Raw genomic sequence first — 6543 nt, forward strand, 5'->3', positions numbered from 1 at the left:
GAGTTTCATTGTGTTGCCCTTCAAAAAGTCAAAAATAAGGCTTTTTGGCCCGGCTCATCGAGCCGGCAGGGCACGACGAACCAGGCTTGCTAGCCTTTAATGGTGGTCGTTTTGGTGATCTGGGCAAAAACCGGCGCAGCGCTGATCGCGCGCGAAGCGGCGATAAAGCGGGTGAGTGCGGGGGTTTTGCGCATGGTGTTAATTGTAGCCAGGCTTGGCTTTATCGGGGCTGACAGCCGCCTCAAATCCGTTTTTTGCCCTTGGTTTGAGGCGATTTGCGGTAAAAAAACGTCAGACCAAGGCTTTGACGACCGCATCACCCATCTGCACCGTGCCGACCTTCGTCGTGCCTTCGCTGTAGATGTCAGGCGTGCGCAGGCCCTGGCTCAACACGGCGTCCACGGCTTTTTCGATGCGGGCGGCGGCTTCGGGCTGGTTCAGGCTGAAGCGCAGCATCATGGCCGCGCTCAGGATGGTGGCCAGCGGATTGGCCACGCCCTTGCCGGCGATGTCGGGTGCGCTGCCGTGGCTGGGCTCGTACAGGCCCTGGTTTTTGTCGTTCAGGCTGGCCGAAGGCAGCATGCCGATGGAGCCGGTCAGCATGGCGGCGGCGTCGCTCAGGATGTCGCCGAACATGTTGCCGGTGACCACCACGTCAAACTTCTTGGGCGCCTTCACCAGCTGCATGGCGGCGTTGTCCACATACATGTGGTCCAGCGCGACGTCGGGATACTGCTTGCCGACTTCGGTGACCACGTCTTTCCAGAGCTGGAAGGTTTCCAGCACGTTGGCCTTGTCGACGCTGGTGACGCGCTTGTCACGCTTGCGGGCGGCCTGGAAGGCCACGTGGGCGATGCGTTCGATCTCGGGGCGCGAATAGCGCATCGTGTCAAAGGCCTCTTCCGAGCCGGGGAAATGCCCGTCGGGTGAGACGCGCCGGCCTCGGGGCTGGCCGAAGTAGATGTCGCCGGTCAGTTCGCGGATGATCAGGATGTCCAGGCCGGACACCAGCTCACGCTTGAGGCTGGAGGCGTCCACCAGCTGTGCATAGCAAATGGCGGGGCGGAAGTTGGCAAAGAGGCCAAGGTTCTTGCGCAGGCCCAGGATGGCTTGCTCGGGGCGCAGCGGACGATCCAGCGTGTCATATTTCCAGTCACCCACAGCGCCGAACAGCACGGCATCGGCTTCCTTGGCCAGTTTCAGCGTACTTTCGGGCAGTGGATGGCCATGGGCCTCATAGGCGGCGCCGCCGACCAATGCGCTTTCGGTTTCAAACTTCAGGTCGAGCGCCTTCAAGACCTTGACGGCTTCCGCGACGATTTCGGTGCCGATGCCGTCACCAGGGAGGATTGCGATTTTCATGGGATTAATCCAGGATTTCAGAAAAACTGGCCGGGCAAAAGTAATTGCTGCCCGGCACAGGGATGGGGGTTGAACTGGTAGTGTCGTTGACCACGATGGTGCAACGCTTGTCTTTCCAGATCAGGTCGGCAGTGTATTTTTTCTGCGGATCGGCGACGAAGCGGACAGCTACCGGTCCACACTTTGACTTGTAGGTTATGTTGTTCGCAAAATGCTGCTCCTGCGCATAGGCGCGAATCTGCACCGGGCCAGCTTGCGGAAGTACTTCAACAATGTCTTTGCGTTCGCGGCCGGCGTAGGTCCGGCTGGCTTCTATGGTGTTCAGAGCCACACCTACATCCTTGAAGCCTTCGCATGACGCGCTTTGTGGGCTCACACCAAATCGCGCTGTGCCATTCGAGAAGGAGCGCAGCCGAAGCGTCGCGGCATTCGCAGGGGCGTTCTTTTCGATGGCTGCCAGCTGGGTTTGGTCGCGATTGACCGCTTCCATCGTCGAGCAGCCCGTCAGGCCGGTCAGCAGGGCAACCACCAGTCCTGCCATGCGCGAGTGCGCCATCATCCTGCCACCGTGTGGTTCAGCCAGGGCTTGGTTGCCAGGCGCTCGGCTTCAAAGGCCTTGATCTTGTCGCTCTGGCGCAAGGTCAGGCCAATGTCGTCCAGGCCGTTGAGCAGGCAGTACTTGCGGAAAGCCTGCACGTCGAAAGGCAGCTCCTCGCCCTGCGGCTTGACGATCACTTGCCGTTCCAGGTCGACCGTGAGCTGGTAGCCGGGGAAGGCCAGCGCTTCGTCGAACAGCTGCGCCACCTGCGCCTCGGGCAGCACAATGGGCAGCAGGCCGTTCTTGAAGCTGTTGTTGAAGAAGATGTCGGCGTAGCTCGGCGCGATGATCGCGCGAAAGCCATATTGGTCCAGCGCCCAGGGCGCGTGTTCACGCGAGGAGCCGCAGCCGAAGTTCTTGCGCGCCAGCAGGATGGAGGCGCCCGCGTAGCGTGGCTGGTTCAGCACGAAGTCGGGGTTGGGCTTGCGGCTGGCCGGGTCCTGGCCGGGAAAGCCCGCGTCCAGGTAGCGCCATTCGTCAAACAGGTTGGGGCCAAAGCCTGTCTTGCGGATGGACTTGAGGAACTGCTTGGGGATGATGGCGTCGGTGTCGACGTTCTCGCGGTCCATCGGGGCGACCAGGCCCTTGTGTACGGTGAATTTCTGCATGGGATTCTCTCCTTCACTCTATCGAAATAGTTTCTTGCCAAGAAACACCGCGGAACCGGCTTTGCCGGGCCRCAGGTGTTGCCCCCTTGAGGGGGTTCCGGCTACACGAAGTGAGCCGAGACAGGGGTGTCACACAAACTTTCTGATGTCAACAAAGTGGCCGTGCACGGCGGCCGCGGCGGCCATCGCCGGGCTCACCAGGTGCGTACGGCCACCAGCGCCTTGTCGGCCTTCAAAATTGCGGTTGCTGGTGGATGCGCAGCGTTCGCCCGGCTCCAGCCGGTCGGCGTTCATGGCCAGGCACATCGAGCAGCCAGGCTCACGCCATTCAAAGCCGGCGGCCACAAAAATCTTGTCCAGCCCTTCGCGCTCGGCCTGTTCCTTGACCAGGCCTGAGCCCGGAACGACCAGCGCAAGCTTGACGTTCTTGGCAACCTTCTGGCCGATCTTCTTGATGACGGCGGCTGCCTCGCGCATGTCCTCGATGCGGCTGTTGGTGCAGGAACCGATGAACACCTTGTCGATGTACAGGTCGTTCAGCGCCTTGCCGGGCTCCAGGCCCATGTACTTCAACGCGCGTTCGATGGCATCGCGCTTGTTGGCGTCTTTTTCCTTGTCGGGGTCGGGCACGCGGTCGTCAATCGACAGCACCATTTCGGGCGAAGTGCCCCAGGTGACTTGCGGCAGGATCTGGCTGGCGTCGAGCTCGACCACGGCGTCGAACTTCGCGTCGGCATCCGAGTGCAGCGTGTTCCAGTATTTGGCGGCCATGTCCCATTCGACGCCGGTGGGCGAGAGCAAGCGGCCTTTGACGTAATCAATGGTTTTCTGGTCTACCGCCACCAGGCCAGCGCGCGCGCCGGCTTCAATCGCCATGTTGCAGACCGTCATGCGGCCTTCCATGCTGAGCGCACGAATCGCCGAGCCGGCAAATTCAATCGTGTAACCCGTGCCGCCAGCCGTGCCGATCTTGCCGATGATGGCGAGCACGATGTCCTTGCCCGTCAAGCCTGGGGCCAGCTTGCCTTCGACCTTCACGAGCATGTTCTTGGCTTTTTTGGCCAGCAGGGTTTGCGTCGCCATCACGTGCTCGACTTCGCTGGTGCCGATGCCATGTGCCAGCGCGCCGAAAGCGCCGTGGGTGGAGGTGTGCGAGTCGYCGCAGACGACCGTCATGCCGGGCAGCGTGGCGCCGCTTTCGGGGCCGATGACATGCACGATGCCCTGGCGTTTGGAGAGGAAGGGGAAGAAGGCGGCCGCGCCGAATTCCTTGATGTTGCTGTCCAGCGTGGTGATCTGTTCCTTGCTCACCAGGTCGGTGATGCCGTCGTAGCCCAACTCCCAGCCGGTGGTCGGCGTGTTGTGGTCGGCCGTGGCGACGATGGAGCTGATGCGCCAGACCTTGCGGCCGGCCTCGCGCAGGCCTTCAAAGGCCTGCGGGCTGGTGACTTCGTKCACCAGGTGGCGGTCGATGTAGAGGATGGCCGTGCCGTCGTCTTCGGTATGAACGACGTGCTCGTCCCAGATTTTGTCGTAGAGGGTGCGTCCCATGGGTTTCCTTCGTGATCTCTCGTTATCGTCTGTCGTGGGGGTGATTTTAGGCCGCTGCACTCGCAGCCATGGCTGCGGTTTTGGCAGCTTGGGCCGCGTTGGTGTGTGGTGCGGCGGGCTGTGTGAGGTGTTCCACCAGCAGCCGCGCCGTCAGGGGCAGGGTGGAAAAGTCACGCGCTACCAGCTGGATCTGGCGCTCGGCCCAGGCGTCGAGCAGGGGAAGGGACTCGAGCTCACCGACGCCGTGCATGAGTTCAAAGGCGCGCTGCGGCATCACGCCGACGCCCAGGCCGTTGTGGATCATGCGACACATTGCGTCCAGGCCGGTGACATGGATGCGCAGCTTGATGGTGCGGCCCAGTCGGGCGGCCGCTTCGCGCATGGCCAGGTAAATCGAACTGTTGGAGTGCAGTCCGACCTGGTCGTAGTCCAGTGCTGCTTCAAATTTGATAGCGCCTTGCGTACACAGGGCGTGGCCCCTGGGCACAATCAATACCAATTTATCGGTGCGGTAGGGCAGTACCTGCAGGTCACCCGCGCCGTCGGCAGTATTGCAGATGCCCAGATCGGCCGCGCCTTCCTGCACCGCGCGGACCACCTCGGTGCTCAGATGCTCTTCCAGGTCGATCTTGATGCCCGAATGCTCGCGGGTGAAGGCGCCCAGGTCTTCCGGCAAAAACTGCACGATGGCCGAGATGCTGGCGTGCACGCGCACATGGCCGCGCACGCCGTCGGCGTATTCGCTGAGCTCGCTCTGCATTTTCTCGAGGCTGAACAGCACCGAGCGCGCATGGTGGAGCAGGCTTTCGCCGGCGGGCGTCAGGTCAACACCGCGGGTGTGGCGGTACAGCAGCGGCGTGTCCAGCGTGATTTCGAGGTCGGAGAGGCGTTTGCTCACGGCTGAGGCGGCAATGAATTCGCGCTCGGCCGCCTTGCCGATGCTGCCGAGCTCGCACACAGCCACAAAGAGCTGAAGCGAGGTCAGATCAATGCGGCGGGCAAAGTTGCGTTCGGAGCTTTTCATGGCGTGGGCGTGACGTCATCGTGTTAGACGATGGTGAAACGCTATTTTGCTACCATGATTGGTGTTTTGTCATCGCAATGCACGATGCCCTGCTTGCCAATAGGCGTTTTCAGCCTGGGCCACCAAAATTTTTGATTTTTTAAGGCTCTAGCCCAATAACGACGGGCGCAAGCAGCTATCAAAAACGTAGCAGACAGCCGCGGGGCCTGCGGAACCTTGAGATGCGCCGCAGGGCTTTGGGGCATGAAAAAGCCCGCCGATGTTGCCAAGGGCGGGCTTTATGTCAACGCGTTGGCAGCTTAGCGCTTGGCCAGCGGCAACACCTGACGTGTCGTGGAGCCGGTGAACAACTGGCGTGGACGGCCGATCTTGTACTCGGGGTCGCCGATCATTTCATTGAGCTGGGCGATCCAGCCGACGGTACGGGCCAGCGCGAAGATGGCCGTGAACAGTGGCACCGGGATGCCGATGGCGCGCTGCACAATGCCGGAGTAGAAGTCGACATTGGGGTAGAGCTTGCGCGACACGAAGTATTCGTCTTCCAGGGCGATTTTTTCCAGCGCCATGGCGAGCTTGAACAGCGGATCGTTTTCCAGGCCCATTTCCTTGAGCACTTCCTTGCAGGTTTCCTGCATCAGCTTGGCGCGCGGGTCGTAGTTCTTGTAGACGCGGTGGCCAAAACCCATCAGCTTGACGCCGGAGTTCTTGTCCTTGACCTGCTTGATGAAGTCACCGATTTTCTCGATGCCGCCGGCTTTCTGGATGTCGCCCAGCATGTTGAGTGCCGCTTCGTTGGCGCCGCCGTGTGCCGGGCCCCAGAGGCAAGCCACGCCAGCGGCAATCGCTGCAAACGGGTTGGTGCCGGACGAGCCGCACAGGCGCACGGTGGAGGTCGAAGCGTTTTGCTCGTGGTCTGCATGCAGGATGAAGATGCGGTCCAGCGCGCGTTCAAGCACGGGGTTGACCTTGTACTCTTCGCACGGCGTGGCGAACATCATGTGCAGGAAGTTGCCGGCGTAGCTCAGGTTGTTCTTGGGGTACATGTAGGGCTGGCCCACGGTGTACTTGTAAGCCATGGCGACCAGCGTCGGCATCTTGGCGATCAGGCGGATGGCAGAGATGTCGCGGTGCTCGGGATTGGTGATGTCGGTGCTGTCATGGTAGAAGGCCGACAGGGCGCCGACCAGGCCGGTCATGATGGCCATCGGGTGCGCGTCACGGCGGAAGCCGCGCAGGAAAAACTGCATCTGCTCGTTKACCATGGTGTGGTTGGTCACGCGGCTGACGAAATCTTTCTTCTGCTCGACATTCGGCAACTCGCCGTACAGCAACAGGTTGCAGGTTTCCATGTAGTCGCAGTTGGTGGCCAGCTGCTCGATGGGGTAGCCGCGGTACAGCAA

Annotated in this window: 6 protein-coding genes; all 6 read right to left on the bottom strand. The window is 61.4% G+C overall.

The annotated features are described in order from the left end of the window. Nucleotides 1–291 precede the first annotated feature (291 nt). A complete protein-coding gene (leuB, locus tag AC1D1X_RS12560) occupies nt 292–1362 on the bottom strand; it encodes a 3-isopropylmalate dehydrogenase (RefSeq protein ID WP_477671348.1) in 1071 nt (356 codons plus the stop codon). A 4-nt stretch (nt 1363–1366) separates the two neighbouring features. Next, a complete protein-coding gene (locus AC1D1X_RS12565; protein WP_477671349.1) occupies nt 1367–1903 on the bottom strand; it encodes a hypothetical protein in 537 nt (178 codons plus the stop codon). A 14-nt stretch (nt 1904–1917) separates the two neighbouring features. Continuing rightward, nucleotides 1918–2568 carry a 3-isopropylmalate dehydratase small subunit gene (gene leuD, locus AC1D1X_RS12570; protein WP_477657140.1) on the bottom strand — a complete coding sequence of 217 codons (651 nt, stop codon included), beginning with the start codon at nt 2566–2568 and terminating at the stop codon, nt 1918–1920. Between the two features lie 129 nt (nt 2569–2697). Continuing rightward, complete coding sequence (gene leuC, locus AC1D1X_RS12575) at nt 2698–4119, bottom strand: 3-isopropylmalate dehydratase large subunit (RefSeq protein ID WP_477698378.1); 1422 nt, start codon at nt 4117–4119, stop codon at nt 2698–2700. Between the two features lie 46 nt (nt 4120–4165). Continuing rightward, a complete protein-coding gene (locus tag AC1D1X_RS12580; RefSeq protein ID WP_477671351.1) occupies nt 4166–5143 on the bottom strand; it encodes a LysR family transcriptional regulator in 978 nt (325 codons plus the stop codon). A 299-nt stretch (nt 5144–5442) separates the two neighbouring features. Beyond that, nucleotides 5443–6543 (bottom strand): citrate synthase (gltA, locus tag AC1D1X_RS12585; protein ID WP_477698379.1); only part of this gene is annotated, 1101 nt, incomplete at its 5' end.

The sequence above is a fragment of the Polaromonas sp. P1_G4 genome (assembly GCF_056405475.1).